General features: G+C 69.2%; 24 protein-coding genes. 13 read left to right on the top strand and 11 right to left on the bottom strand.

Annotation, left to right across the window (positions count from 1 at the left end; translation table 11 throughout):
* Positions 1-191 precede the first annotated feature (191 nt).
* From AC6CH2_RS15375 to AC6CH2_RS15365, 3 genes are all read left to right on the top strand, one after another.
* On the top strand, positions 192-902 hold the full coding sequence (locus tag AC6CH2_RS15375) for an RNA polymerase sigma factor (RefSeq protein ID WP_498269972.1): 711 nt from the start codon (positions 192-194) through the stop codon (positions 900-902).
* Entirely contained in the window at positions 899-1,909 is a 1,011-nt protein-coding gene (locus AC6CH2_RS15370; RefSeq protein ID WP_498269971.1) for a FecR family protein, read from the top strand. The genes AC6CH2_RS15375 and AC6CH2_RS15370 overlap by 4 nt, the downstream gene beginning before the upstream one ends.
* A gap of 94 nt (positions 1,910-2,003) precedes the next feature.
* Complete coding sequence (locus AC6CH2_RS15365) at positions 2,004-4,844, top strand: TonB-dependent receptor domain-containing protein (protein ID WP_498269970.1); 2,841 nt, start codon at positions 2,004-2,006, stop codon at positions 4,842-4,844.
* A gap of 24 nt (positions 4,845-4,868) precedes the next feature.
* Here the strand turns inward: AC6CH2_RS15365 and AC6CH2_RS15360 are convergent, their stop codons facing one another.
* The 5 genes from AC6CH2_RS15360 to AC6CH2_RS15340 form a co-directional block, all read right to left on the bottom strand.
* Entirely contained in the window at positions 4,869-5,288 is a 420-nt protein-coding gene (locus tag AC6CH2_RS15360) for a DUF2752 domain-containing protein (protein WP_498269969.1), read from the bottom strand.
* Positions 5,289-5,315: 27 nt separating this feature from the next.
* A complete protein-coding gene (locus tag AC6CH2_RS15355) occupies positions 5,316-5,654 on the bottom strand; it encodes a CD225/dispanin family protein (RefSeq protein ID WP_498269968.1) in 339 nt (112 codons plus the stop codon).
* A 121-nt stretch (positions 5,655-5,775) separates the two neighbouring features.
* Positions 5,776-7,674 carry an MFS transporter gene (locus AC6CH2_RS15350; protein ID WP_498269967.1) on the bottom strand — a complete coding sequence of 633 codons (1,899 nt, stop codon included), beginning with the start codon at positions 7,672-7,674 and terminating at the stop codon, positions 5,776-5,778.
* A gap of 310 nt (positions 7,675-7,984) precedes the next feature.
* Positions 7,985-8,590, bottom strand: a complete 606-nt coding sequence (locus AC6CH2_RS15345; protein WP_498269966.1) for a mechanosensitive ion channel domain-containing protein — start codon at positions 8,588-8,590, stop codon at positions 7,985-7,987.
* The gene (locus tag AC6CH2_RS15340) at positions 8,551-9,039 is read right to left on the bottom strand and encodes a hypothetical protein (protein ID WP_498269965.1); all 489 of its coding nucleotides are present in this window, start codon (positions 9,037-9,039) and stop codon (positions 8,551-8,553) included. The genes AC6CH2_RS15345 and AC6CH2_RS15340 overlap by 40 nt, the downstream gene beginning before the upstream one ends.
* A 209-nt stretch (positions 9,040-9,248) precedes the next feature.
* On the opposite strand from AC6CH2_RS15340, the gene AC6CH2_RS15335 reads away from it, so the two are divergent.
* Together AC6CH2_RS15335 and AC6CH2_RS15330 are read left to right on the top strand one after the other, a co-directional pair.
* Entirely contained in the window at positions 9,249-9,521 is a 273-nt protein-coding gene (locus tag AC6CH2_RS15335; RefSeq protein WP_498269964.1) for a hypothetical protein, read from the top strand.
* Positions 9,522-9,860: 339 nt separating this feature from the next.
* Positions 9,861-11,480, top strand: coding sequence for an FAD-dependent monooxygenase (locus AC6CH2_RS15330; RefSeq protein WP_498269963.1), 1,620 nt, complete (start codon positions 9,861-9,863; stop codon positions 11,478-11,480).
* A 280-nt stretch (positions 11,481-11,760) separates the two neighbouring features.
* Here the strand turns inward: AC6CH2_RS15330 and purD are convergent, their stop codons facing one another.
* The 3 genes from purD to purH form a co-directional block, all read right to left on the bottom strand.
* Positions 11,761-13,059 (bottom strand): phosphoribosylamine--glycine ligase, encoded by a 1,299-nt coding sequence (purD, locus tag AC6CH2_RS15325; RefSeq protein WP_498269962.1) that lies wholly within the window; start codon positions 13,057-13,059, stop codon positions 11,761-11,763.
* Between the two features lie 278 nt (positions 13,060-13,337).
* A complete protein-coding gene (locus tag AC6CH2_RS15320) occupies positions 13,338-14,021 on the bottom strand; it encodes a hypothetical protein (protein ID WP_498269961.1) in 684 nt (227 codons plus the stop codon).
* Between the two features lie 84 nt (positions 14,022-14,105).
* Positions 14,106-15,692, bottom strand: coding sequence for a bifunctional phosphoribosylaminoimidazolecarboxamide formyltransferase/IMP cyclohydrolase (gene purH, locus AC6CH2_RS15315; protein WP_498269960.1), 1,587 nt, complete (start codon positions 15,690-15,692; stop codon positions 14,106-14,108).
* Between the two features lie 237 nt (positions 15,693-15,929).
* Here purH and AC6CH2_RS15310 point away from each other — a divergent pair, with 237 nt between their 5' ends.
* From AC6CH2_RS15310 to AC6CH2_RS15275, 8 genes are read left to right on the top strand one after another with little or no spacing between them, the layout of a single operon-like run.
* A complete protein-coding gene (locus AC6CH2_RS15310; protein ID WP_498269959.1) occupies positions 15,930-16,592 on the top strand; it encodes a CDP-alcohol phosphatidyltransferase family protein in 663 nt (220 codons plus the stop codon).
* Positions 16,589-18,349 carry a bifunctional alpha/beta hydrolase/class I SAM-dependent methyltransferase gene (locus AC6CH2_RS15305; protein WP_498269958.1) on the top strand — a complete coding sequence of 587 codons (1,761 nt, stop codon included), beginning with the start codon at positions 16,589-16,591 and terminating at the stop codon, positions 18,347-18,349. Before AC6CH2_RS15310 ends, AC6CH2_RS15305 begins: the two co-directional genes overlap by 4 nt.
* Positions 18,346-19,692, top strand: a complete 1,347-nt coding sequence (locus tag AC6CH2_RS15300) for a phosphatase PAP2/dual specificity phosphatase family protein (RefSeq protein ID WP_498269957.1) — start codon at positions 18,346-18,348, stop codon at positions 19,690-19,692. The genes AC6CH2_RS15305 and AC6CH2_RS15300 overlap by 4 nt, the downstream gene beginning before the upstream one ends.
* Entirely contained in the window at positions 19,689-20,123 is a 435-nt protein-coding gene (locus AC6CH2_RS15295; RefSeq protein ID WP_498269956.1) for a hypothetical protein, read from the top strand. Before AC6CH2_RS15300 ends, AC6CH2_RS15295 begins: the two co-directional genes overlap by 4 nt.
* Positions 20,120-21,583: a TIGR04222 domain-containing membrane protein gene (locus tag AC6CH2_RS15290; protein WP_498269955.1), complete on the top strand. Its 1,464-nt coding sequence runs from the start codon at positions 20,120-20,122 to the stop codon at positions 21,581-21,583. The genes AC6CH2_RS15295 and AC6CH2_RS15290 overlap by 4 nt, the downstream gene beginning before the upstream one ends.
* Before the next feature lie 13 nt (positions 21,584-21,596).
* Positions 21,597-22,352 carry a CDP-alcohol phosphatidyltransferase family protein gene (locus tag AC6CH2_RS15285; RefSeq protein ID WP_498269954.1) on the top strand — a complete coding sequence of 252 codons (756 nt, stop codon included), beginning with the start codon at positions 21,597-21,599 and terminating at the stop codon, positions 22,350-22,352.
* Positions 22,349-23,002: a lysophospholipid acyltransferase family protein gene (locus AC6CH2_RS15280; RefSeq protein ID WP_498269953.1), complete on the top strand. Its 654-nt coding sequence runs from the start codon at positions 22,349-22,351 to the stop codon at positions 23,000-23,002. Before AC6CH2_RS15285 ends, AC6CH2_RS15280 begins: the two co-directional genes overlap by 4 nt.
* On the top strand, positions 22,999-23,949 hold the full coding sequence (locus tag AC6CH2_RS15275; protein WP_435396097.1) for a phosphatidate cytidylyltransferase: 951 nt from the start codon (positions 22,999-23,001) through the stop codon (positions 23,947-23,949). Before AC6CH2_RS15280 ends, AC6CH2_RS15275 begins: the two co-directional genes overlap by 4 nt.
* 357 nt (positions 23,950-24,306) lie before the next feature.
* On the opposite strand, the gene fis is transcribed toward AC6CH2_RS15275, so the two are convergent.
* The 3 genes from fis to prmA form a co-directional block, all read right to left on the bottom strand.
* On the bottom strand, positions 24,307-24,579 hold the full coding sequence (gene fis / locus AC6CH2_RS15270) for a DNA-binding transcriptional regulator Fis (protein WP_031370276.1): 273 nt from the start codon (positions 24,577-24,579) through the stop codon (positions 24,307-24,309).
* Positions 24,580-24,700: 121 nt separating this feature from the next.
* Positions 24,701-25,768 (bottom strand): DUF3426 domain-containing protein, encoded by a 1,068-nt coding sequence (locus AC6CH2_RS15265; RefSeq protein WP_498269952.1) that lies wholly within the window; start codon positions 25,766-25,768, stop codon positions 24,701-24,703.
* A 26-nt stretch (positions 25,769-25,794) separates the two neighbouring features.
* On the bottom strand, positions 25,795-26,715 hold the full coding sequence (gene prmA, locus AC6CH2_RS15260; RefSeq protein ID WP_498269951.1) for a 50S ribosomal protein L11 methyltransferase: 921 nt from the start codon (positions 26,713-26,715) through the stop codon (positions 25,795-25,797).
* Positions 26,716-26,792: the final 77 nt, after the last annotated feature.

Below are 26,792 nucleotides of genomic sequence, written 5' to 3'. Positions count from 1 at the left end.
GCGCGCCGCGGAGCCACTGACGACCCGCCGCGCAGGCAGCGCGGCTGCGACAGACAGCACGGTTACGGCGACAGAGCGATGCAATACCCGTTACGCGACAACAGGAGTCCGGTGGTCACGATCTGAACCCTGTAAGCGAGCGGCCTCGCATCGCGCCTGCGCGCCCTCACGTTTGCGGAGGACTCGATCTGGTGAATCGCTTCACGTCCATCATCCATGCCGGTTTCGCGCCAGGCATCGCGGCGCACGACGGCCAGGGCTTCGTTCACCCGGCCGGCACGCCTGGGCTAGTATCGAAGCAATTTCCTGGAGCGTGGACGAAGGTGGACGTGGGTCAGGATTCTCCAGCGGCGAACCAGCCCGCTCCGACGCGTCAGGACGACGATCATTTCATCGTGTTCCTGCGCGATCATCGCGAGCCGTTGATCGCGTTCCTGCGCAAATCCGCGGCGACGCACGAGGATGCGCAGGACATCGCCCAGGAAACGATGATGCGGATGCTGCGCTATCGCGACCAGCCGGCCGAAGCGCTGAAGATCCTGATGTACCGCATCGCGATCAACGCGCTCAACGACCGCGGGCGCCGGCAGAAGACCCGGCACGCGCCCGAGCACGTCAGTCTCGACGAGGACTATCACGCGCTGCCTTCGCAGGAACCCACCCACGATCAACGCGTGGCGACCGAGCAGGAACTGGCGCTGGTGCGTGCGGCGATCATGCAACTGCCGATGCGCAGTCGGCAGATCTATCTGCTCAACCGCATCAACGGCATGAGTTACACACAGATCGCTCGCCATTGCGGTATTTCTGTAAAGGCAGTGGAGAAGAATATCGGCCGGGCGCTCGCGCTGTTGCGCGCACGCATGAAGGACAGCGGCTTCGAGAACTTACAAGCACCATGAAGACATCAACTGCCACATCGACGGATCCGAACACGGCGCTTTCCGGCGAAGGCCGCGCCGAAGCGTGGGTGGCGCGGCTCGCCTCGCCCGAGTGCACGGCGCAGGAACGCGCCGAGTTCGATCGTTGGCTCGACGAGTCGCCGCGGCACGTCGACGACTACGTGCGCGCCGAGCGGACCCACCAACTCGCCGCGGCCCTGGCCGGCGACGAGATGTTGCAGGCGGCCGCGCGCATCGCCTGGCGCGCCACCGGCCGCGAAGCGGCGCGCTCGCGCTGGTGGGCGCCGACCGCGCTGGCCGCCTCGCTGCTGGTCGCGACCGTGGTCGGGGTGACTTGGCTGCGCACCGCGCCGGCGCCGGTCGCCGACGAACGCCATGCCACCGCGGTCGGCGAGCAGCGTTCGCTGCGGCTGGCCGACGGCACCCGGGTCTTGCTCGACACCGACTCGGCGATCGTCGCGCGCTTCAGCGAGCGCGGCCGCGAAGTGGTGCTCGACCGCGGCCGCGTCCGCTTCGAGGTCGCCGCCGATCCGGCGCGTCCGTTCCTGGTCAAGGCCGGCCGCGGCGAGATCCGCGACATCGGCACCACCTTCCAGGTGCACAAGACCGACGCGGCGGTCAGCGTCGGCCTGCTCGAAGGTTCGGTGATCGTCTCCGGCGGCGTCGCCCAGGCCTCCAGCACTTTGCAACCGGGCCAGCAGCTCAGCTACGACGACAGCGGCCGCCTCGGCGCCGCCGAACCGCTGGACGTCAAAGCCGCGCAGGCCTGGCCGGCCGGCAACCTGGTGTTCAAGAACCGCCGCCTGGACGCCCTGCTGCTGGAAATGAACCGGTACTCGGCCACCAAGCTGCGCCTCGGCGAGCCCGGCCTGGGCGAGATCCCGGTCAGCGGCGTGTTCCACATCGGCGACCAGGCCTCCTTGCTGGAAGTCCTGGAACGCGGCTGGTCGCTCAAGGGCGAGCGGAACGACGAGGGCGACATCGTCCTGCGCCGCAAGTCCGGCTGACCGGCCCCGGTGGGCCGCGTCGATGCTATGGTTGGACAGCGCCGTCAACGGGGGGCGCCGAGTTCCGCTCTGGCCTGATCGATGCGGTTGGTGGATGGTCAAGATTTCCTATGCGTTCATCGTTTCCGTCGCGCTGACATTCGCGCCTGAAGTTGGGGCCCACCAGGCGCCCAAAGGCGATTTCACGGCAGATGGCTACCGCATCCAGGCAGGCGCCCTGGATGATGCACTCAATGCCTTCGCGGCCCAAAGCCGCGTGCAGATCCTCTATTCCCCGTCGCTGGTCGCGAACCGCCGCAGCAGCGGCCTGAATGCGCATGTCTCGGCGCGCGACGCACTGGCACGCTTGCTGCAGGGCACCGGCCTCACCGCGGTGGCCGTAAACGCCAATACCTACTTGCTGCAGGCGGTGCCGAGGCCGCGACCGGTCGCGGCCCCTCGTGCGACCGTGCGGCGGGAGGCTTCCGGGCCCAGTTCGCCGACCCAGCTCGATACCGTCCACGTCACCGGCACGCGCATCCCGCGCTCGGCCTTCCAGACCTCGACCCCGCTGACCATCATCACCCGCGAGCAGATCCGCTCGAGCGGGCACCAGACCCTGTTCGACCTGCTGCGGCTGATGCCGGGCATGACCGGCCACCACCCGCGCGACGTCGCCACCGCCGGCGGCGCCTCGCAGGTGCCCTCGGCCGCGGCGGCGTCCTCGAGCCTGTACTCGCTCGGCCCGCGCGCGACCCTGTTCCTGGTCGACGGCCGGCGCATCGCGAACTACGGCCTGGTCTCCACCGACATGGGCGCGCTCAGCGATCTCAACGGCATCCCGCTGAGCATGATCGACCGCATCGAGATCCTGCACGGCGGCGCGTCGGCGATCTACGGCGCCGACGCCATGGCCGGCGTGGTCAACATCATCCTCAAGAAGGACTACAGCGGCGGCGAAGTCACCGCCAACTTCGGCGTGTCCGAGCGCGGCGACGCCGAGCAGCAGCGCTTGTCGGTCAACCTCGGCCTGCCGACCCGCCGCGGCGGCAACGTGTTCCTGAGCGCCGACCACTTCACCCGCAACCCGCTGGTCGGCAGCCAGCGCGCCTGGAGCACGGTCGACCAGGAACAGGCCGGGCTGCGGGACGCGCGCATTCCGTTCGGTTACTACTTCGGCAATTACTACGTGCCGATCAAGGGCTGCGACGACCTCGACACCGGCAGCGAGGGCCAGGCCTGCAGCCTCGACCGCGCGCGCTACGTCAGCCTGCAGCCGGGCATCACCAGCACCGCGTTCTACGGCCATTACCGCCAGCCGGTGGGCAGCCACAGCGAGCTCTACGCCGACGTGCGCGCGACCCGGGTGGTGCTGGAGATGCAGAACGCGCCGTTCTACGGCCTGGTGAGCCTGCCCGAGGACAGCCCGGATGCGTTCGCGCCGATGCCGGTCCTGCCGCTGGCCTACGCCTTCTCCGAAGTCGGGCCGGTGCGCAACCGCACCACCACCACCACCCGCGATTCGACCCTGGGTTTGCGCGGCTATCGCGGGCGCTGGGAGTGGGACCTCAGCCTGGCCCAGCGCCGCAACAAGGTGCTCAACCGCATCGACGGCCTGATCGACGAGCCCAAGCTCGAAGAGGCGGTCGAGGCGGAAAAATTCAGCTTCACCAAGAACGCCAACACCGAGGAAGTGATCGAGGAGATCTCGCCGCAGAACACCCTCGGCGGCGAAGTCATCCTCGACAGCGTGGTGGCCAATTTCGACGGCCCGCTGTTCGCGATGCCCGCCGGCGACGCCACCGTCGCGGTCGGTGCCGAGGCGCGCCGCGAACGTCTGCGCAGCCGCCCCGGCGGGGCGTTCATGCGCGGCGAGGTGGCCCTGGCGCAGAAGATGGAGACGCGCAATTCGCACCGCTACGACTCCGCGCTGTACGCCGAGATGAACCTGCCGCTGCACGAAAGCCTGTCGATCGACACGGCCTGGCGGGTCGACCACAACGGCGGCCACGGCAGCCGGGTCTCGCCGAAGGCCGGGTTCAAATGGTCGCCGTTGCAGAGCCTGACCCTGCGCGGCTCGGTCGGCGAAGGCTATCGCGCGCCGACCCTGTTCGAGATGCGCCGGCCGATGACCTTCGGCGATACCGCGATCGTGCCGTGGAATCCGGTCACCGACCCCTGCCTGATCCAGGTCAGCGAGACCGATTGCCTGGTCGACAAGCGGGCGACCGTCAATTCCAGGCTCAAGCCGGAAACCTCGCACAGCCGGACCGTCGGCGTGATCTGGTCGCCGACCGACGCCTTCAGCCTGACTCTCAACCACTACCGCATCCGCCGCAACAACGAGATCCTGGTGATCAATTCGCTGCAAAGGCCGGAGCTGCACCCCGAGGCTCTGGTGCGCGATTCCGACGGTTATCTGACCGGCGTGAACCTGTACCTCGACAACGTCGGCAGCACCGACGTGCGCGGTTGGGAGTTCGATGCCGACTACCGCTTCGAGACCGTGCGCCTGGGCAAGTTCGCGCTGCGCCTCAACGGCCATTACCTCGACCACCTGATCCGCCGCTCGCATCCGACGGTCGATGCGCTCGACTACGCCGGCTACACCACGCCGAACCGCAGCGCGCTCGGCAGCGTGCAGTGGAGCTATCGCAACTGGGTCACCACCCTCAATTTGCGCTACATGGGCCCGGCCAAGGTCGACTTCGGCGACCCCACCAAGAGCTGCTACGAGACTTGGCGGGTCAGCGGCAAATGCCGCACGCCCAGCGCGACCGTGACCGATCTGAACATCGCTTACGGCGGCTTCGAGCACTGGCTGCTGAGCCTCAACGTCAGCAATCTGAGCGACCACCGGCCGGTCAACTACGACGAAAGCCCGGGCGGCTACAGCATCGTCGACGACGACCCGGTCGGGCGCTATTACCTGGTCAGCGCGACCTATCGCTTTTGAGGCGCGCCGCGCGGCGGCGCGCGATCAGCCCGGCGCGAGCCAGGCGAACGGCCACCACGGCAGGTTGCGCAGCAACCAGAAACCCAGCAGCAGGCCGATCCAGACTTTCGCGCTGGTCAGAGTGGCGACGACCGCCTTCGGCAACGGCAAGCGATATCCCAAGCCCTGCAGCGCCAGCAAGGGCACCGCGATCATCAGCAACGGCAGCAGCGGATTCATCGCCAGCATCTGGGCGAGGTCGCCGTGCACCAGCGCGTGCAGGGCCCGGGTCATGCCGCAACCGGGACAGTACAGGCCGGTGAACTCGTAGAACAGGCAGCCCGGCAACGGGCTGCCGGCGGCGCTGGGGTCGAAACGCCGCAGCACCCACACGCCGGCGGCCGCCGCGGCCGTGGCGGCTGCGGCGGTCGCGGCGAGCGCGAGGTGGCGCGATCCGGCTTTCATCGTATCCACTGCGTCGGGTTCGACCGATCAGCGCGTCTGCATGCGCTGGAATTCCTGCAACGCGTCGCCGTACAGGAACGAGGCGCCGTTGATGAAGAACGACACGATCATCCAGATCAGGCCGAGCACGGCCAGGCCGGTGCCGACCCAGGTCCAGATCTTCGCGTTTTCCGAAGCGCGGCGCGCACCGGCTTCGTCGCCGGCGGCGTACTTGCTGTTGACCTGGCTGCCGTAGACGATCGCGACGATGCCGGGAATCGAGCCGACGATGCAGCACAGGCAGAAGGTCAACACGGTGACCGTGATCGACCAGGCGAGGTAATTCGGGTACGGCGAAACCGGTGCTCCGGCGGTCGGCTGATTCATGAGATCCCCCTCTCGAACGATGGATGCCGCGACGCGGCGGTCGGGGCATCCTAGCAGCGCGTCCGCGGCCCGGCACTCCCCGGCCCGCACTCCCGATCAGGCCCGCGCGCCGCAGGCGCGGCTAGGCGCGGTCGCCGCGCAGCGCGCGCACCTGCGCTTCCAGCGACTCGGAGGTGACGGTTTCCGCCTGCACCGGCGCGTCGGCGACCACTTCGACATGGGCGCGGAAGCGCCGCGGCAAACGCATCCGCGCCAGGCGGCCTCCCTCGGCGCGCGCGTTGCGCCGGCTCCACATGCTCGACCACATGCCGCGCAGCGCCATCGGGATCACCGGCACCGGACGCTGGTCCAGGATATGTTCGACGCCGGACTTGAACTTGGCGATCTCGCCGTCCTTGGTCAGGGCGCCCTCGGGGAAGATGCCGACCAACTGGCCGTCGTCGAGCGCGGCCTCGATTTCCTCGAACGCGCGCCGCATCACCTCCGGGTTTTCCTTCGCGCCGGCGATCGGGATCGCCTTGGCGGTGCGGAAAATCCAGCTCATCACCGGAATGTTGAAGATTTTGTAGTACATGACGAAGCGCACCGGGCGCGGGATGCTCGCGCTGAGGATCAGCGCGTCCATGTAACTGACGTGGTTGCACACCACCAGCGCGGCGCCTTCGTCGGGGATGCGCTCGGTGCCCGATACCCGCAACCGGTACAGGGTGCGCACGAACACCCAGCTCAGAAAGCGCATCAGGAACTCGGGCACGATGGTGAAGATGTAGATCGCGACCAGCGCATTGGCGATCGCCAGGGCCAGGAAGATCTGCGGGATGGTCCAGTGGAAGAACTTCTGCACCACCACGCCCAGCACTGCGGCCAGCACGATGAAGGCGGCGTTCTGGATGTTCATGCCGGCGATCACGCGCGACAGCTCGTTCTTCGGCGTGCGGTTCTGGATCAGCGCGAACAGCGGCACGACGAAGAAACCGGCGAACACGCCGATGCCGACCAGGTCCATGACGATCCGCCAACTGTCCGGCTGGGCGAGGAACCCGGCGATCTCCAGGCCGCTGGCCGTCGCCGCGCCGCTGCGGGCGAAAAACAGGTCGACCATGAAGGCGCTCATGCCGAACGCGCCGAGCGGCACCAGGCCGATTTCGACCGTGCGCGCCGACAGCCGTTCGCACAGCATCGAACCCACGCCGGTGCCGACCGAGAACAGCGCCAGGGCGAAGATGTACAGCGTCTCGGCGCCGCCGAGGTTGTCCACCGCATAGGTCGGCAGCTGCGAGGTCAGCACCGTGCCGACGAACCAGAACCAGGACACGCCGAGCACCGAATTGCGCACCGCCGGCTGGCGCCGGGTCATGCGCAGGACCTTGACCGATTCGGGGATCGGGTTCCAATTGATCTTGAGCCCCGGCTCGCCGGCGTCGGCGCGCGGGATCAGGCGGCTGACGATGTTGCCGGTGATCGCCAGGACGACGATCGCGCTGGCCGCGACCACCGGGCCGTGGCTGCCGGCGAGCTTGAAGATCAGGCCGCCGAAGATCATCCCGACCAGGATCGAGATCGAGGTGCCCATCTCGACCAAGCCGTTGCCGCCGGTGAGTTCCTCGGGCTTGAGCACCGAGGGCAGGATCGAATACTTGACCGGGCCGAACAGGGTCGACTGCAGGCCGGTGCAGAACAGCGCGACCAGCAGCACCGGCAGGTTCTGGGTCAGGAACCCGACCGCGGCCAGCGACATGATCGCGATCTCCATGGTCGTGGTGATGCGGATCAGCTTGTGTTTTTCGAGCCGCTCGGCGATCTGCCCGGCGGTCGCCGAGAACAGGAAGTAGGGCAGGATGAACAGCGCCGGCGCGAGATTGGTGTAGAGCGTGCGCTGCTCGGGACTGACGCCGAGGTAGAACAGCAGGCCGATGATCGCCTGCCGATACACGTTGTCGTTGAACGCGCCCAGGGCCTGGGTCAGGAAGAACGGCAGGAAACGCCGTTGGGTGAGCAACGCGAACTGGTTGTGCGCCATGCCGTCCTGCTTGTCCGATCAAACCCGCACGTCGATGTGCGGCTCGCGCGAAGGATTCGCCGGGCGAGCCTAACAAACCCGTCCCGGTGCCGTGTAGCGCGATGGGCGGAGTAGCGGAAAACTAGACCGCGAAGCCACGGCCCGGCCGCGACGCCCCGACCCTGTGGTCCTGCCGGGTTGCGGCGGTCGCTCCCACGACCGCTTGCCGGTCACCCGCTTGCCGGTCGCCTCGAACCCGCGGTTGCCGCCTTCTCGAGCCTGTCTCGCCGCCCGTTGCAGAGGGGGCAGGAGGGTTTGCTTTTGCGGTCGCTCAGCGCCCGGCCGCGACCTGCCAATCGGCCGCACTGCCGGTTTCCTCGCGCGCGACCCGGCTCCAGGCCGGTTCCTGCCGCCAGCGGCGCGTGGTGCGCTGGAAGAACTGGCTGTTGGGCACCTGCAGCACCGAGTCCTCGCCGCCGGCATGGATCTCCTGCAAGGTGGTGTAGATGAAATTGATGTCGATCACCCGCCCGCGCAGCCCCGGCTTGTCGCCGTTCTCCAGCAGCTCGATGTAGTCGTACAGCCGGAACGGCCGCGTGGTCAGGATCAGGAACGCGCAGAAGATGTTCGACAGCACGCTCCAGGCGGCGAAGAACGCCACCGCGCCGACCGCGACGAAGCCGGTCAGCGTCGTCCACACCACCGAACCGGAAATGCCGAGCCGGTTGAGGAACAGCAGCAGCGCGCCGATGTAGATCAAGGTGCTGAGTACCCGCCGCAGGCCCAGCCCGAACGCCGGCGCGATGTCGTAGCGGAGGCAGATCCGCCGCACCAAGTGCCGCAGCAGCGTGGTCAACAGCCAGGCCCCGACCAGGATCGCCAGGGCTTCGCCCAGCCTCATGGCGATGTAGGCGCCTTCTGCGACCGTCGGCGACATGGATGCGTGTCCTTGGCGTAGCGAATGGGCCGGCAGTGTAAGTGGACGCGGGTTAGCGTGTCGTGGTCGAAGCGACCGGCGATGTCGATGTTTCGGTTCCGGCCGTGCGCCGGATCGGTCGGGCGAGGTGGCCAGGCACCCGGAGTGCGAGGTAATGCCACGCGTCGTCCGCGGCACTCGGTTTGGCCGCGGACGTGCGCGCTTTCGTCGTGCAATGCATCGGCGATTGCGGGCACGACGCGGGCCAGGTCGAGACGGCCGCAGGTGCGGGCAAGATGGCCGAGCCCGAGAATGGCATTGCCCCTGACGTCGGAATCCGGATGCCCGGCCAGCGAAAGACAGATCGCTCCGGCCCAGGCGCAATCGGACGGATCCATGCCGATCGCAATGGGGACGTACGGGAGTTCCTCGGACAACTCGCGCGCGACTGCGGCTTCGATGTCTCGCATCGTCCATCCGTTTCGAAACGGTCCCACGAGTATCCGATTCGCGTAATGGCTGCAGCGCCGCGATTCATGGTGGCGCGGGTTCGGAAATGTCGGCGCCGGGTGAACGTCAGCGGCCGGAACGGGTGCAGGCCGTTGCGAGGAATTTCACGTCGAGCCCGCAAGGCCTCATTACCCTGGGGGCGGCACCTTAGTTGAAGAGGAAACCGGGTATGACTGCGGATACCAAGACTCCGTTGGACCAGGTCAATGCGGCGTTGAACCAGCTCAAGGAGATGCGCCACTACGCGAAAAATTACGTCGAGCAGCTGACGGCGCAGTGGCTGCTGTTCGACGGCGAGTTGAAGAAGCTCAAGCAGGCGGAAAACATCGAGGAACTGATGACGCGGCAGGGTGAGCTCTACGACGCGCTGGAGAAGGAAATCGCGGAGTTGGAGGAGGTGATGGTGGCCTTGCAGCCGGCGCCGGAGGAAGGGGTGGCGTAGAGGTTTGGCTCGCCTTTGAGGCGGACCGCGCGAATCGGGCCTGAGGCTGCGCGGCTTCGATGTTTGGCCGCGGATGCGTACTTTCTGCGCGTGCCTTGATCGCGGCTTGCGCCGCTTCTGCCCTTGATCGCTGGCGTCGGTCGATGACGGCGAGACCGATGCTTGATGCGTGTCGTCAGTCGCGGCTCACGCCATCGCTGCAAAGGGGCGGAGCCGATCTGGAAATTGAGGGCGCTTCGTCCCTGCCAATATCTTATCCCACCCGGGGCTTGCGGCAAGCCCCGGGGCGTGGTGCTCAATCGCCCGCCGTAGCGAGGCTACGCAACCGGGAGACGGGCTATGAGCATGTGGGCATCGAAATGGGCGGTGCGGGAGCACGGCGAACACGGGCGTGCGGACGATGCGGCGGCGGTTCGCAGTCGTGCGGAAACCGCCGACGGGCAGCGCGACGGGCGCGCGGCGGGCCGCCATGAGGTGATCGTCGCCGGCGGCGGGCCGACCGGGTTGATGCTGGCTGGCGAACTGGCCCTGGCCGGGGTCGATGTGGCGATCGTCGAGCGGCGTGCGAGCCAGGAACTGGCCGGGTCGCGTGCGGGCGGGCTGCATGCGCGCACTCTGGAAGTGCTGGATCAGCGCGGGATCGTCGATCGGTTTCTGGCCGAGGGACAGGTGGCGCAGGTCGCCGGCTTCGCCGGGGTGACCTTGGACTTGGGCGGGTTTCCGACCCGCCATCCGTACGGGCTTGGGCTATGGCAGAACCGCATCGAACGGATTCTCGCCGGCTGGGTCGACGAACTCGGCGTGAAGGTCCTGCGCGGATGCGAGGTCGTGGGCCTGGCGCAGGACGAGGCCGGCGTGGAGATCGTCTTGTCGGACGACAGCCGTTTGCAGGCGCAGTATCTGGTCGGCTGCGACGGCGGGCGCAGCCGGGTGCGCAAGGCGGCCGGCATCGATTTTCCCGGCTGGGACGCCACGACCAGCCATCTGATCGCCGAGGTCGAGATGGCGCAGACGCCGCCGTTGGGCGTGCATCGCAGTGGCTTCGGTATCCATTCCTTCGGCCGCGCCGAGTACGAGATCCGCGACGGCAAAGTCGTCTACGCCGACTCCGGGCCGGTGCGGGTGATGCTGACCGAGGCGCAGGTCGGCGCCGGCGGCGAACCGACCCTGGAGGATCTGCGCGCTGCGCTGATCGCGGTGTGCGGCACCGACTACGGTGTGCACAGCCCGACCTGGATCTCGCGTTTCACCGATGCGACGCGGCAGGCCGCGACGTATCGCGAGCGGCGCGTGTTGTTGGCCGGCGACGCCGCGCATGTGCATGCGCCCGATGGCGGGCAAGGTCTGCAGCTCGGCGTGCAGGATGCGGTGAATCTGGGCTGGAAACTGGCGCAGGTGGTCAAGGGGCTGTCGCCGGACCGCCTGCTCGACAGCTATCACGCCGAGCGCCATGCGGTCGCGGCGCGAGTGCTGCGTACGACGATGGCGTCGATCGCGTTGCGGCGCGGCGACGAGCGTACGACGGCCTTGCGCGAGACCGTCGCGGAGTTGCTCGGCATGGACGAGCCGCGCCGGCGCTTTGCGGCGATGTTGTCGGGACTGGGGATTCGCTACGAGCTCGGCGACGGGCATCCGCTGCTCGGGCGGCGCATGCCGGATCTGGATCTGGTCGTGGCCGGCGAGGCGGTGCGGGCGTATGCCCTGCTGCATGACGCGCGGCCGCTGCTGCTGGATTTCGCCGCGGGCGGCAGCGTCGATATCGGGGCCTGGGCGGACCGGGTGCGCGTGGTCGAGGCTGGTTACGACGGCGCCTGGGAGTTGCCGGCGTTGGGTGCGGTGCCGGCGCCGGCGGCGGTGTTGATCCGGCCGGACGGGTATGTGGCCTGGGTCGGCGACGGCGGCGATGCGGGGATGGCGGAAGCGCTAGGCGTTTGGTTTGGAGCGCCGAGTGCGACGTAGCGACGTGGCTTGATCGGGTGAAGCCACGCTGTTTCTTGGAGCGGTCATGTGGCGGTTTGCGCCGGTTTGCACGCGATGGTTCGCGGTTTCGATCGATGACGGCGGCGTTGTCGTTTCTGCGCGTTCCGTGGTCGCGGCTTGCGCCGCTCCTACCCTGGGCTGCTGGCTCGCGTAGGAGCGACGTGAGTCGCGACCGAACCGCCAGGGGCAGAGAAACGGCCGGTAGAGGAGCTCTTCCGGCCGTTTCGATTTATGCGCAGCGATGGAGGAAACTTAGGCCTCAGCCCTTCGCCGCCTGTTCGCGTTCGATCGCGCGCCAGCCGATGTCGTTGCGATGGAACTCGCCGTCCCAGCGGATCTTGGCGAGGGCGGCGTAGGCCTCGCGCTGGGCCTCGGCGACGTCGTCGCCGAGGGCGCAGACGCACAGCACGCGGCCGCCGGCGGTCAGCACTTCGCCGTCGGGGCCGAGTTTGGTGCCGGCCTGGAACACCTTGGCGTGCGGCGGCTGCGGCGCGGTCAGGCCGTGGATGACGTCGCCGGCGCGCGGCGTTTCCGGGTAGTTCGCCGCGGCCATGACCACGCCGAGCGAGGGCCGCGGGCTCCACTGCGCCTGCACGGTGTCGAGGCGGCCGTCGAGCGCGGCCTCGACCAGGTCGAGCAGGTCCGAATCCAGGCGCAGCATCACCGGCTGGGTCTCCGGGTCGCCGAAGCGGACGTTGAACTCGATGACCTTGGGCGCGCCGGCCTGGTCGATCATCAGGCCGGCGTAGAGGAAGCCGGTGAACGGCACGCCGTCGGCGATCATGCCGTCGACGGTCGGCATCACCACCTCGCGCATCACCCGCTCGTGCACTTCCGGGGTGACGACCGGCGCCGGCGAGTAGGCGCCCATGCCGCCGGTGTTGGGGCCGGTGTCGCCGTCGCCGACGCGCTTGTGGTCCTGCGAGGTCGCCATCGGCAGCGCGTGCCTGCCGTCGACCATCGAGATGAAGCTGGCTTCTTCGCCATCGAGGAATTCCTCGATCACCACGCGCGCGCCGGCCGCGCCGAAGGCATTGCCCGACAGCATGTCGATCACCGCGGCTTCGGCCTCTTCCAGGGTCATCGCGACGATCACGCCCTTGCCGGCGGCGAGGCCGTCGGCCTTGACCACGATCGGCGCGCCCTTCTCGCGCAGATACGCCAGCGCGGCGTCGACTTCGGTGTGCACGGCGTAGTACGCGGTGGGGATGCCGTGGCGGGCCAGGAAATCCTTGGCGAAGGCCTTGCTGCCTTCGAGCTGGGCCGCGGCGGCGGTCGGCCCGAAGATGCGGCGTCCGTCGGCGCGGAATCGGTCGACCACGCCGGCGACCAGCGGGGCTTCGGGGCCGACCACGGTCAGCGCCACGTCTTCCTCGGCGGCGAGCTTGAGCAGGCCGTCGATGTCGGTGGCGGCGACCGCGACGTTGCGGCATTTCTCCTCGTGCGCGGTGCCGGCATTGCCAGGCGCCACCAGCACCTCGTCGATGCGCGGCGACTGGGCCAGCTTCCAGGCCAGCGCGTGTTCGCGCCCGCCGGAACCGATAACGAGGATCTTCATGCGTGCTCCAGCGGGGGTAAGGACAACAGCCGCGGATTTTACGCGCAGGCAGGGGGCGGGGCGACCGCTGCACGGCAAGCCTGGCGCAGCGAGGCGCCGGTCAGGAGCGGCGCAAGCCGCGACCTCCGGCCGGAGAGGCGGTTCAGCAGGAGAGGTGTCGCTTCGGAGAAGCGTGTTGCGCCGGAGGGGCCGGGCTTCGAGCGGTCGCGGATTGCGCCGCTCCTACCCCCAAGCTGGCGCTCGCCGCGGTCGGAGTGCGAGCCGAAGCGCGGCAGGCATTACTGGATCAGCGCCTCGGCGCGAATCACCCCGTCCTCGCGCATCTGCGCCATGGCCAGGTCGGCCAGGCTGTCCCACAGCGGCGGCGGCAGCCGGTTCTGGCGCAGGTGCCAGAGCAGGGCCAGCGATTGGTAGCGGCCCTCGCGCCAGGTCAGGGTCGCGCGCCAGGCGGGCTGCAGGGTCCGCGGGTCGAGCAGTTCGAGCCGGTAGGCCTGTTCGGCGATTTCGCGGCCGTCGCGCTTCATGCCCTCGAGCGACACCCGCAGCACGGGCGCGCCGGCCTCGCGGATCGCCTGGGTAGTGCGGGCCTGGTGTTGCATCGCGGCGTTGCGGACGCTGGCTTGCGCGGTCTGGCCGAAGCGTTCCTCGTCGCTGCGCGCGGACAGGGCGAGGGTGCGGTAACCCAGATCGCTCAGGCGCCGTTCGAGCGCGCGCGCGAGCCGCGCGGTGGAGTCGCGGCGCAGGCCGGCGTCGAGGTTCAACGACACGTCCGGCTCGACCAGCAGCAGGGTGACGGCGCGCCCGTCGGCGCGGAAGTCGCCGAGGACTTCGCTGGCGACCGCCTGGCGGCGCGAGTGCTGCCAGCCGGCCCAGCCGGCGAGGACCACGCACAGCAGCGCCAGCACGAGCAGCTTGCGTGCGATAGAACGGCCCAGCGTGTGTCGCGACGGCGGTCGGTTCATGGCGGAGAGGGCGCGGCCGGTGGGCGGCCGCGGGAAGTCGGGAGTTCGGAATCGGCGCGGATGCAGCGCGTCCGCGCCGTTCGATCAATGGCGGAAGTGGCGCACGCCGGTGAAGACCATCGCCAGGCCGTGCTCGTCGGCGGCGGCGATGACTTCGTTGTCGCGCATCGAGCCGCCGGGCTGGATCACCGCCTTGATCCCGGCCGCGGCGGCGGCGTCGATGCCGTCGCGGAACGGGAAGAAGGCGTCGGAGGCCATCACCGAGCCCGGCACGGTCAAGCCGGCTTCCTCGGCCTTGAGCGCGGCGATCTTGGCGCTGACGACGCGGCTCATCTGGCCGGCGCCGATGCCGATGCTGCGGTGGTCGCGCGCGTACACGATGGCGTTGGACTTGACGAACTTGGCGATGCGCCAGGCGAACAGCAGATCGCTCAGTTGCGCGTCGGTGGGTGCGAGCCGGCTGACCACTTTGAGCTCGTCGCGGCCGACTTCGCGCAGGTCGCTGCTCTGGACCAGCAGGCCCGAGCCGATGCGCTTGAGATCGTGCCGGTTGCGGCCCTCGCCGTGCGGGATGCGCAGCACGCGCACGTTTGCCTTCTTCTTGGCGTAGTCGAGCACGCCGTCTTCGTAGTCGGGCGCGATCAGCACCTCGACGAACTGGCGGTCGAGGATCACCTTGGCGGTCGCCGCATCGAGCCGGGTGTTGAAGGCGATGATGCCGCCGAAGGCCGAGGTCGGGTCGGTGGCATAGGCCAGTTCGTAGGCATCGCCGCAGGCCACGCCTTCGGCCACGCCGCAGGGGTTGGCGTGCTTGACGATGACGCAGGCCGGGCGCTCGAACTGGCGCACGCATTCCCAGGCCGCATCGGCGTCGGCGAGATTGTTGAAGCTCAGTTCCTTGCCCTGCAGTTGGGTGAAGGTGGCCAGGGTGCCGGGCGCCGGCTGCAGGTCGCGGTAGAACGCGCCCTGCTGGTGCGGGTTTTCGCCGTAGCGCAGGTTCATGACCTTGACGAAATTGGCGTTGTGCTGGGCCGGGAAGGTCTGCGCGCTGCCGTCTTCGCCGATCGCCGAGAGGTGGTTGCTGATCGCGGCGTCGTACTGGGCGACGCGGTTGAATGCGGCGACCGACAACGAGAAACGGGTCCTGGCGCTGAGCGCGCCGTCGCCGGCCTCGAGCTCGGCGAGGAGTCCGGCGTATTGCGCCGGGTCGGTCGCCACCGCGACGCGGGCGAAGTTCTTCGCCGCCGAACGCAGCATCGCCGGGCCGCCGATGTCGATGTTCTCGATGATGTCGTCGAAACTGCTGGCCGGATCGGCCGCGACTTTCTCGAACGGATACAGGTTGAGCACCAGCAGGTCGATCGCGGCGATGCCGTGTTCGGCCATCACCGCATCGTCGGTGCCGGCGCGGCCGAGCAGGCCGCCGTGGACCAGCGGATGCAGGGTCTTGACCCGGCCGTCCATCATCTCCGGGAAGCCGGTGACCTCGGACACGTCGCGCACGGCCAGGCCGGCGTCGCGGATGGCCTTGGCGGTGCCGCCGGTGGAAAGCAGCTCGACCCCGCGTGCGGCCAGGGCCCGGGCGAGTTCGAGGAGGCCGGTCTTGTCGGACACGGACAGCAGGGCGCGGCGGATTTTAACCGGCGTGCCGGACAGGCGATCGGAGGTCATTCGGGAGGCAGGGCAGCGGAAGGCGCGGGAATTATAGCCGCGCAGGGCCGGAAGCCGGCCGTTCATGCGGGTAAGGGCGAGGTTGCGGGCGCAGTGGCGCTCCGCCGTAGCCGATCCTTCTTGGAGAGGCAGGCGGGGGAAGTGCTCTTCGGCTCCAAACCGACGCTGCCATCGCCCCGGCCAACGGCTAAGCTGATGCGCGACGGCCCATGCCGGGCAGTACGGAACGCACAGGGAATGGCATCGATCTACGCTTTGAAGGGGCGCTTCCAGGCGCTGCTGCGGCCGCTGGTGCGGCGCCTGCATGCGCTGGGGGTCAGCGCGAACCAGGTCACCGTCGCGGCGGGCGTGGTCTCGCTCGCGGTCGCGGCGGCGGTCGCCTGGGGCGCCGACGCACGCCCGTGGCTGTTCGCGCTGCTGCCGCTGTGGATGTTCCTGCGCATGGCGATGAACGCCGTCGACGGCATGCTCGCGCGCGAGTTCGGCCAGCAAACGCGCCTGGGCGCCTACCTCAACGAACTGTGCGATGTGGTGTCCGACAGCGCGTTGTATCTGTCGCTGTTGGCGGTGCCCGGCCTCGCCGCGGCGCCGTTGTTCGGGTTCGTGCTGCTGGCCGCGTTGACCGAATACGCCGGCGTGCTCGGCCGGATGGTCGGCGCGCCGCGCCGCTACGACGGGCCGATGGGCAAGAGCGACCGCGCCTTCGGCATCGGCTTGCTCGGCGTTCTGCTTGCCGGCGGCTGGGTGGGCGCGACGATTACGGAACTCGCGCTCGCCCTGATGGGTCTGATGTGCGTATGGACCGTGGTGCGCCGGGTGCGCGCCGGGTTGCGGCACGAGGCCGCGCCGGACCAAGCCGCGCCGGACCAGGTCGGGCAACGACAAGGAGAACAAGCATGAGGGAACATCAGGAACGCCAGTACTCGAGTTTCGACGATACCTCGCTGTTCTATCGCCACTGGCCGGCGACCGAAGCCCCGCCCGGACAACCGCGCCGAGCGATCGTGCTGCTGCACCGCGGCCACGAACATTCCGGCCGGGTCGCGCATCTGGTCGGCGAGTTGAATCTCAACGACTGCGATTTCTTCGCCTGGGATGCGCGCGGCAACGGCCGCTCGCCGGGCGAGCGCGGCGACGCGCCGGGCTTCGAGGCCCTGGTGCGCGATCTCGATCGCTTCATCGCCCACATCGCCGAAGCCCACGGCATCGCCGTCGAGCAGATCGCGCTGGTCGCGCAGAGCGTCGGCGCGGTGGTCGCGGCGACCTGGGTCCACGACTACGCGCCGCGGCTGCGCGCGCTGGTGCTGGCCTCGCCGGCCTTCAAGGTCAAGCTGTACCTGCCCTTGGCGCGGCCGGGCCTGAAGCTGATGCAGAAGCTGCGCGGCAATTTCTTCGTCAACAGCTACGTCCAGCCGCAATGGCTGAGCCACGACCCCGAACGCATCGCCAGCTATCGCAACGACCCGCTGATCGCGCGGCCGATTTCGGTGCGGGTGTTGCTGGGCCTGTACGAGGCCGCCGACCGCATCGTCGCCGACGCCCAGGCGATCACGGTACCGACCCAGCTGCTGGTGTCGGGCGCGGACTTCGTGGTGCATCGCGGCCCCCAGGACCGTTTCTACGAGCGTCTGGGTTCCAGCATCAAGCAGCGCCATCTGTTCGCGGATTTCTATCACGACACCCTCGGCGAAAAAGGCCGGGCGGCGGCGGTCAACCGCATCCGCAGCTTCGTGCAGGCGCGTTTCGCCGAGCCGCTGCGCCGCGCCGACCTGCTCGAGGCGCATCGCCACGGGCCGAGTTTCGACGAGTCGGAGCGACTGTCCTGGCCGCCGCAGCGCTGGTCGCTGGCCGACCTGCGCTGGCGTTTCGTGCGCGCCGGCCTGCGTTTCGGCGGCCGGTTCTCCGAAGGCATCAAGCTCGGCATCGACACCGGTTTCGACTCGGGCAGCAGCCTGGACTACGTCTATCGCAACCAGGCACGCGGCAGCGGGCCGCTCGGCCGCCTGATCGACCGCAACTATCTGCAGGCGATCGGCTGGCGCGGCATCCGCGTGCGCCGCACTCACCTGCACGAGTTGCTGCGCATCGCCATGCGCCGCCTGCGCGCGGCCGGCTTGCCGGTCGATGCGGTGGATATCGCCGCCGGTCACGGCCGCTATGCGCTGGAAGCGCTGGCCGGAGGCAGCGAACGCGCCGATTCGATCCGCCTGCGCGATTACAGCGAACTCAACGTCGACCAGGGCCGCGCCCTGATCGATGAGCTCGGCGCCGGCGCGATCGCGCGCTTCGACCAGGGCGATGCCTTCGATCGCAACGCCCTGGCGGCGCTGGACCCGCGCCCGACCCTGGCGGTGGTGTCGGGGCTGTACGAGTTGTTCCCCGACAACGAGCAGGTGCGGCGTTCGCTCGACGGCCTGGCCGCGGCGGTGCCCGCCGGCGGCTATCTGGTCTACACCGGCCAGCCCTGGCATCCGCAGCTCGAATTCATCGCTCGCGCCCTCACCAGCCACCGCGGCGGCGAAGCCTGGGTGATGCGGCGCCGCAGCCAACAGGAGATGGACGACCTGGTCGCCGCGGCGGGCTTTCGCAAGATCGACCAGCGCATCGACGCCTGGGGCATCTTCACCGTATCGCTGGCGCAGCGGGTCGAGGCGTGACCGCGGCGCCAGCGCCGCGTCCTTGGGGACGGGCTGTGCTGTGGCTGGCGTTGCTGGGGCCGCTGTTCTTTCTCAGCTACGGCTATGCCAATTCGGTGGCGGCCTCGCGCAGTGCGGTGCCGCATATCGTCTTCGCCTGGGAGCAGGCGATTCCGTTCTGGGCCTGGACCATCGTGCCGTATTGGTCGATCGACCTGTTCTACGGCATCTCGCTGTTCGTCTGCCGCGACCGCCGCGAGCTGGATATCCAGGCGCTGCGGCTGTTGACCGCGCAAGCGATCGCGGTCGCTTGCTTCCTGCTGTGGCCATTGCGCTACACCTTCGAGCGCCCCGACAGCGACGGCGTGTTCGGCTGGCTGTTCGACGTGTTGCTCGGCTTCGACAAACCTTTCAACCAGGCGCCCTCCTTGCATATCGTGCTGCTGATCGTGCTGTGGGCGAGGTTCGCCCGGCACCTGCGCGGCGGGTGGCGCTGGCTGTTGCACCTGTGGTTCGCTTTGATCGGCGTGTCGGTGCTGACCACCTTCCAGCATCACTTCATCGATATTCCGACCGGGCTGCTTGCCGGCTGGCTGTGCGTATGGCTGTGGCCGGAAGGCGTCGCCGCCCCGTGGCGCGGCGCGGCGCTCGCGCGCGATCGGCAGCGTTGGCGGTTGGCCGCGGTCTACTGCGCCGGCGCGGCGGCGTGCGGGCTCGCGGCTTGGCCGCTCGGCGGGGCGGCCTGGTGGCTGCTGTGGCCGGCCTGGTCGCTGGCGATGGTGGCCGCCAATTACGCGCTGTTCGGCGCCAACGGGTTCCAGAAGCGCGCCGACGGCCGCCTGAGCCCGGCCGCGCGTTGGCTGTATGCACCTTACCTGCTGGCCGCCTGGCTCAATTCGCGATGGTGGACGCGGCGCGCGCCGCAACCGGTGGCGGTCGCCGACGGCGTCTGGCTCGGCCGCCTGCCGGGCGCGGGCGCACGCGATCGGTTCGCCGCGGTCGTCGACTGCAGCGCCGAGCTGTCGCTGCCGGCATGGCGCGAGGGCGATGCGGTGCGGCCGATGCTGGATCTGGTCGCGCCGACGCCGGCGCAGCTGCGGCAGGCGGCACAGGACATCGAGCGCCTGCGTCGGCGCGGGGAGGTCCTGGTCTGCTGCGCGCTGGGCTATTCGCGCAGCGCCGCGGCGGTCGCGGCCTGGTTGCTGCTCAGCGGCCGCGCCGCCGATGTCGAGGCGGCTATCGCGACCCTGCGCGAGGCGCGCCCGGCGATCGTGCTCGGCGCGGCGCATCGGCGCGCGCTGGAGGCCGCGCTCGGCAGCGCAACCGTCGCCGGTGCGGTGCCGCCGCGGGAGCAGGCGGCATGACCGCGCCGGTCGCCACCTCGTTCGACCTGCGCGCGATGGCCGCGCTGCTGGCGCAGGGCCGGCAGCTGCGCGCGCTGTCGCTGCTGTTGCTGGCCGCGGCGCTGCTCGCGGCGATGCTGCCGAACGTTTCCGTGCGGGCGTGGCCGCTGGCGCTGAGCCTCGGCGCCGGCGTGCTGCAGTGCTATTACGCGCTGCGGGTGGACTTCGACGCGCGCCTGTTCCAGGCCGCGTCCGAGGACGAGGATAGTGCGCGTGCGGCGCGGCGGCTCGATGCGAGCCTGGTCGCGCTGGGCTTGCTCGAGCCCGGTCGCGACGGCCGCGACTGGCCGGCGCGCTGGCGCGGTGCGCGTGCTCTGATGGTGCGCCAGGCGCTCAGCCTGGTGCTGCAGGCGGCGGCCCTGGCCTGGGCTTGTCAGCGAATGTGGACATGAACGGAGTTTCCTTGGACGGGCACGATATCTGGACGCCGCAACGCCAAGCCTTGTGGCAGCGCCTGAGCGATTACCGCTTCGGCGGCGAGCGACACGAGGCCTTCGTCGAGCGCGTGGCGCATGCCTGCCAGTCGAACCGCGAAACCGCGCAGGAGGCGATCGAGGAATACCGGCGATTCTGTTTTCTCGCCGTCGGCGCCGGCCATGCGGTCACCCCGAGCGAGATCGTCGACCGGGTCTGGCATACCCACATGACCGACACCCGCGACTACTGGCTGAGGTTCTGTCCCGAGGCGCTCGAACAGGCCCTGCATCATTCGCCCTCGCTCGGCGGGCTGGCCGAAGACGAGCGCCATCGCCGCCAGTACTTCGACACCATCGACAGCTACCGTCGCTATTTCGGCGATCCGCCGCCGCGGTTCTGGGCGGCAGAGGCGCAGCCGGCGCGGCTTAGCGCGGACGAGTCGGTGTGGCTGCCGTTGACCCGGGTCAATTCGCCGTGGTTGTTCGAGCCGAAGGGGCTCGGCCCGTGGTTGTGGGGCTGGAGCGGGCTGTTGGCCGCGATCTTCGTGCTCGGCGCCGGCGGCAACGGCACGTTCGATCCGCTGGAGTGGCGCGGCGGCTGGTTCCTGGCGCTGTATTTCGCGCTGATCGGCTGGACCTACAGCGCCGGTAACGCGGTGCAGCGCGCGTTGCGCGGCCGCGACGTCCCGAGCGCGGAGGCGCCGGCCGATCCGATCGAACTCGGCTTCCTGGCCGGCGGCGCCGAGCGCGCCGCCGATGTGGCGGTGGTCGAACTGCTCACCCGCGATGCGATCAGGCTGGACTATCCGGGCGCGGCGGAGAGCGCCGCCTCGTCGCGTTCGCCGGTGTGGCTGCGCGCGAGCGCCGGCGCGGCCGGCCTGCCGTCGCGATTGCTAGGCCTGGCCAAGATCGTGCAGCGCACCCAGCAGCTCGGCGAGGCGATGCCGGCGCTGCGGGCGCATTACGCGCGGCTAGCCCAACCGATGCGAAGCAAGGGCTGGTGGCTCAGCGAGAAGCAGCGTTGGCGCGGCCGCCTGGCCGCGGCGCTGCCGATGTACGCGGTCGTCGTCCTCGGCGTGACCAAGATATCGATCGGCGAAGCCCGCGGGCGGCCGATCGGGTTCCTGGTGGTGTTGACCGCCTTGGCCGGCTTGATGGTGCTGGTGCAGTTGTGCACCGCGCAGCGCCGTACCCGCGCCGGCGATCGCGCGCTGCAGGACGCGACCATCAAGACCCGCCGCTCGGACGATCTGGCCGAGCGCGTCGCGCTGGCCGGGACCATGGCGCTGATCGATACGCCGCTGGCGGACTACCACACGCTGCGCACGCCGGTGTCGAATTCCAGCGCCTCTGGCAGCGGTTCCAGCGGCGGCGACGGCGGAGACGGCGGCGGTGGCGGTGGCGGTTGCGGCGGTTGTGGTGGAGGTGGCGATTGAACGGAGCACAGCGATGACGACACGACCCGGTTCCGAACAACCCGGCACTGAGCCAACCGGTTCCAACCAGACCGGTTCTAACCAGGCCGGCCCCAACCAGGCCGGCTCCAACCAGGCCGGCTCCAACCGGCCCGGTGCCACACCGCGCGACTGGCGGCTGGCCCTGGCCGCGCGCCTGCGCGCGCACGGTGCCACGCCCAACGGCATTTCCCTGTTCGCGATCGGCCTGTCGGCGCTGGCCGGGCTGTCGTTCTTCTTCGCCTTGCGCGACCCGCCGCATTACGGCGCGGTTCTGCTGTTGTTCGCGGCGCTATGCCTGGTCGGCCGTCTGCTGTGCAACCGGCTCGACGGTTTGCTGGCGCGCCGCGGCGGCATGGTCGGCAAGGCCGGCGAGGTCTACAGCGACGCGCCGGACCGGCTCGCCGACGCGCTGGTGTTCCTCGGCGTCGGCTACGGCCTGACGCCGTGGATGGCGTGGGCGTCCGACCTCGGCTGGGCGGCGTCGCTGCTCGCGTCCGGCACCGCCTACGTGCGCGTGCTGGGCATGGCCTGCGGTCTGCGCGAACACGACGAGGGCCCGATGCCGCGGCGCACCCGCATGATCGCCACCGCCGTCGCCGCCGTACTCGCGGCGATCGGCCTGGCCCTGGGGTATGCCGCGGTGGTCGCCTGGATGTTGCTGGCGGCCCTCGCCGCGGTGATCCTCGGCGCCGCCTGGACCATCGCCCAGCGCCTGCGCGCGATCGTGCGCGAGCTGGAGGCGCGATGATTTCGCGTTGGCTGGCCAGCGGCTTCAGCGGCGCGATCCGGCTGCTGACCGGCGCGCGCGCGTTGTGGCGTTGCGCGCCGTCGTCCGATCGCCGGGTCTATTACGGCAACCACGTCAGCCACGGCGACTTCGTGATGATCTGGTCGGCGTTGCCGCCGGCCCTGCGGCGCGAAGTGCGGCCGGTGGCGGGCGCCGATTACTGGCAGCGCGACGCGCTGCGCCGTTATCTGATCCGCGAAGTCTTCAACGGCGTGCTGATCGAGCGCGACCCGGCGCAGCGCAAGCGCGATGCGATCGAGAGTTTGTGCGAGGCGGTCGACGAGGGCTGCTCGCTGATCCTGTTTCCGGAGGGCACGCGCAACCAGAGCGACGAGCCGCTGTTGCCGTTCAAGAGCGGCCTGTATCACTTGGCGCACCGGCGGCCCGAGCTCGAATTCGTGCCGGTGTGGATCGACAACCTGGCGCGGGTGATGCCGAAGGGCAAGTTGCTGCCGTTGCCGCTGCTGTGCACCGCGACCTTCGGCGAGACCTTGCGGCTCGGGCCGGACGAGGACAAACAACAGTTCCTCGAGCGTGCGCGCAACGCTTTGCTGGCCTTGTCGGGCCACGCCCATGCCCACGATCACGGCAGCCAGGGAGCGTGCGCATGATCGAGTTGCTGCGCGGCCTGCCGCATTCATTGCTGTTGTTCATCGGCGTGGCTGCGGTGTTGCTGGTCGCGACCGCGATCGCCGAATATCTGCGCTGGCGCACCCGCGAACGGCCCAGCGCGGTGATCGCCAACCTGGTCGCGCGCATCCGCGCCTGGTGGGTGATGGCGCTGGTGGTCGGGCTGGCGTTCGTGGTCGGCCGGGTCGGCATGATCGTCTTGTTCGCGCTGGTGTCGCTGTTCGCCCTGCGCGAATTCATCACCCTGACTCCGACCCGGCGCAGCGATTACTACGCCTTGGTGGCTGCGTTCTATCTCGCCTTGCCGCTGCAGTACTGGTTGGTCTACACCGACTGGTACGGCCTGTACACCTTGCTGATTCCAGTCTATGCCTTCCTGCTGTTGCCGATCCTGGCGACGGTGGGCGGCGATACCACGCGGTATCTGGAGCGCACGGCGAAAGTGCAGTGGGGCCTGATGATCTGCGTGTTCTGCATCTCGCACGTGCCGGCGCTGATCAACCTGCGCATCCCCGGTTACGAGGGGCGCAACCTGTTGCTGATCGCGTTCCTGGTGATCGTGGTGCAGTCCTCGGACGTGCTGCAGTACGTCTGGGGCAAGCTGTGCGGCAAGCGCCTGATCGCGCCGAAGCTGTCGCCGTCGAAAACCGTCGAAGGCTTCGTCGGCGGCGTCGCCTCGGCGACCGCGCTCGGCGCGGCGCTGTGGTGGATCACCCCGTTCACCCCTTGGCAGGCGGCGGCGCTGGCCCTGGTCATCAACCTGATGGGCTTCTACGGCGGGCTGGTGATGTCGGCGATCAAGCGCGATCGCGGCATCAAGGATTGGGGCCACATGATCGAAGGCCACGGCGGCGTCCTCGACCGCCTCGATTCGGTCTGCTTCGCCGCCCCGGTCTTCTTTCATCTGATCAGGTATTGGTGGGTGTGACCGGACCGATCAGCGCGCATGCGCGCTGGTCCGGTCACACGCCCGGCCAACCGCAGCGGTGTACGCAAGCGCAATCCTCGAAATCCGGACAATCGGAAACAACTCGTAGAGTCGTAGCCCCACGCCCGCGTGGTATCGGTCCCCTTCGCCTGTCGCGGCTCGCGCCGCTCCTGCCCCGGTGCGGATTCATCGGCCCGCACGCGCATCACCGAAGCCCGGACAACCGAAAACACCCCAAAAAACGGGTCCTCGAAACGACGTGGTATCCGTCACCTTCGCTGTCGCGGCTTACGCCGTTCCTGCAGGGGTTGCGGCATTGAATTTGCGCGCGTAAGGCGAACGCAACGCAGCGGACGCTTACTCCAGCCCGTACTCGCGCAGCTTCTTGCGCAGGGTCGCCCGATGAATGCCGAGCATGGCCGCGGCGCGGCTCTGGTTGCCGTCGCAATGCTGCAGGACTTCGGCGAACAAGGGGATTTCGAGCTCGCGCAGGGCGATCTCGTAGAGGTTCTCGGTGCCGCTGCCGTTCAAGTCGCCCAGGTAACGACGGATCGAAGTCGCGACGTGGTCGCGCAGCGGAACGCGAGGTCCGGAGCGGGCGGCTTCGTTGCGGTCGTTGAGAGCGTTCAAGTGCATCCCCGTGGCAAGTGACTTCCGCCGGGGGCGACCCGATACGCTTGCAGCGCATCGCCGACGGGAGGGGGAGTCTAGCGCGCGGGAGTCGCGGTAGACAACGCGACGGTGCGATATTTCAACGGAAATCGAACGTGAACGCGACTACGCGCGGCGCCGGTTCGAGCACCTCGAATTGCACCGCGGCGCTCTGCCCCGGTGCGATCAGCTCGCCTTCCCTGTACCCCTTGCGGTAGTCCTCTGGAGAGAACGCGCGTTGGCCGACGCGGCGGCCATCGACGTCTTCCAGGCTCAGCACCAGGGTCGGCCAGGGCTGCGCCCAGCGCGCATCGTTGCGGAAACTGGCCGATACCCGCAACACGCCGGCGCGGTCTGCGACCGGCAGCACGTTGCGGTTGAGCATGGTCAGCGCGGCGGGCTCGCGCCACGCCGGGATCGCGCACGGCAGCGCGCCGCACAAGGCGCCGACCACCGGGCGCCAGCGCGCATCGGCGGCGAGTTCGTCGCGCTGTGCAAGCAGCAGTTGCACGGCCAACAGCAGCCCCAGCGCGATCGCCGCGACGGGACCGCTCCAGTGCCGGCGCGCGGCCGGCGCCGCAGCTCGGGCCCGGCTGCGCACGAAGCTCGGCGCGAGGCGCGCATTGGCCACCGCGGTTTCCGATTTGCCGGCCCGCTTGCGCACCGCGCGCTTGGGCACCGCCGCATCGGCGACGGCGCTGAGCGGCGCCAGCGCGGCGCCCGGGGCGGTCACGAGTGGCGCGTTGTCGGCGGCGTCTTGCGCGTCGGGCGCCGCCGGCTCGGACGAGGCGGCAAGAGGCCCCGCCTGGTCGTGGCGGCTGTCGTCGGCCTCGACCGGTGCCGCGGTGGCCCCGGCCTGCGTCGTCGCAGGGTCGGAGGTATCGGCCGCGGCCGGCGCGTTCGCCGCCTCGTTCGCCGGCGCTCCTGCCGAGGCCGCTGCGTCCGATGCGGGTACGGCGGCTTCTATCGAGGCCGCTTCTATCGAGGCCGCTCCTGCCGAGGCCGCTCCCAGCGACGCGTCTGTGGAGACCGGCTCAACTGCGCTCGACTCCGCAGGCGCCGGCTCGGCCGCCAGGTCGCCGCCGCAACGCGGGCAGGCCCGGGTCGGACCGTCCTTGGCGACGATCAAGGCGACGAGGTATCCGCAATGAGGGCAGGCAGCGAACATTTCAGTATTCAATCATGCCGTCGCGCTCAGCGCCGGCGTACGCCTGTGACGCGCATCCAGTCTTCGAGACGGTCGGCGCGCAGCTCCTCGAAGTCGGCGGCGTAACGCGCGAGCACGTCGTCTTCCTGGCCGGCGAGGATGCCCGACAACGCGATGCGTCCGCCCGGCGCGACGCGCGCGGCGAGGGTGTCGGCCAGGGCGACCAGCGCCGAGGCGAGGATGTTGGCGACCACCACCGGATAGGTCGCGGCCGGTTCGTCCTGCGGCAAATGCACTTCGATGCGTGCGGCCACGTCGTTGCGTTCGGCGTTGTCGTGGGTGGCGATGACCGCCTGCGGATCGTTGTCGACGCCGACTGCATGTGCGGCGCCGAGCTTGAGCGCGGCGAGGGCGAGAATGCCCGAGCCGCAACCGAAGTCGAGCACGGTGGCATCGGCGAGCGCGCCTTCGTCGGCCAGCGCGTCGAGCCATTGCAGGCACAGCGAGGTGGTCGGGTGAGTGCCGGAGCCGAACGCCAGGCCCGGGTCGAGGCGCACCACCGCCGCGTCGGCCGCATCGGCGCCCGCCGGCAGTTCGTGATTCCACGGCACGATCCAGGTGCGGCGGCCGAACTGCAGCGGCTCGTACTGATCCATCCAGGCGCGTTCCCAATCCTGGTCCTCGACCTGGCGGAACCGCACCTGAGCCCATTCCAGGCCCGGGTCGAAGGACTCCAGCGCGGCCAGGATCACCAACGCGTCGGCATCGTGCGGAAACAATGCGCTGAGCACGATCGACTGCCACAACGGGGTTTCGCCGACGCCGGGCTCGAGGATCGCGTGTTCGTTGCCGGTGTCGGCATCGGCGTCGAGCATCGTCACCGCCAGCGAGCCGACATCGTCGAGCGCGGCTTCGTAGCGCGGTTGTTCGGCTTCGCTGCAGCGCAGGGTCAGTTCGAGAAAGGGCATCGGTTACCGCGAAGGGCGAAAACGGCGGTCATTATTGACCCGTTTTGAGGCGATCAGATAGCGTGCGGCCTCTTCTC

This window comes from Lysobacter sp. GQ73, from assembly GCF_059758755.1.
This window is presented reverse-complemented; position numbering and strand designations above follow the sequence as displayed.